Genomic DNA, 961 nt, shown 5'->3' on the forward strand with positions numbered 1-961 from the left:
AGTATGGAAGCGCAGTAACGCTGAGGGCTGAACCTGAGACGGAAGGTTACACATTTAGTGGCTGGAATCGTGAAAATAACTTTACGATGCCTGCAGAGGATGTAGTAATCGAAGGAAACTTTAAGATCAACAGCTATACGGTGACGTATAAAGTTGACGGTGAGATAAGCGGTGAAGCAGAAACTTATAAGTATGGAGCAGTAGTAACACTGAGAGAGGAACCTGCAAAAGAAGGTTATACGTTCAGTCACTGGAGCCGTGAGTCAGGATTTACGATGCCTGCAGAAAATATAGTGGTTGAAGGACATTTCAAGATTAACAGCTATACAGTTACCTATAAGGTTGATGACCAGTTATATGGAAAGGTAGATACCTATAAATTTGGAGAAGATGTAACGCTGAGAGATGCGCCAACGAAGGAGGGATATACCTTTAGCGGCTGGAGCGAGACCAGCGGGTTTAAGATGCCTGCAAAAGATGTAGAGATCAAGGGAAACTTCAGCATCAACGATTATACGGTAACCTATAAGGTAGACGGAAAGGTTATTGATGAGAAAAAGCACCAGTATAATGAAGAGGTAACCGTAAGAGCAGACGAAACGAAGGAAGGCTATACCTTCAGCGGCTGGAGCAGTGAAGATGTCAGGCAATCATTTATCCAAAGATTACTGTCTTCATCTATCGCGGGAAAGACGTTCCGCATGCCGGCGAAGGATGTGGTAATTGAAGGACATTTTGATATTAACAGCTACAAAGTGACCTATCAGGTAGACGGAGTACAGTCCGGAGAAACAGAAACCTATGAGTACGGAACGCTTGTAACAATCAGAGATGATCTGGAAAAAGAAGGGCATAAGTTCAGTGGCTGGAATCTGAAGGAAGACTTCGCCATGCCGGCCGAAGATGTAGTGATTGTAGGAAGCTTTACTGCAAACGAGTATACGGTAACGTATCTGGTAGA

Annotated in this window: 1 protein-coding gene; it reads left to right on the forward strand. The window is 43.8% G+C overall.

Annotated elements, in window-relative coordinates:
- Positions 1-961: InlB B-repeat-containing protein (locus H8S80_RS33895; protein WP_148709858.1), on the forward strand; the 961-nt coding region annotated here is incomplete at both ends.

Source organism: Hungatella sp. L36 (assembly GCF_014288035.1).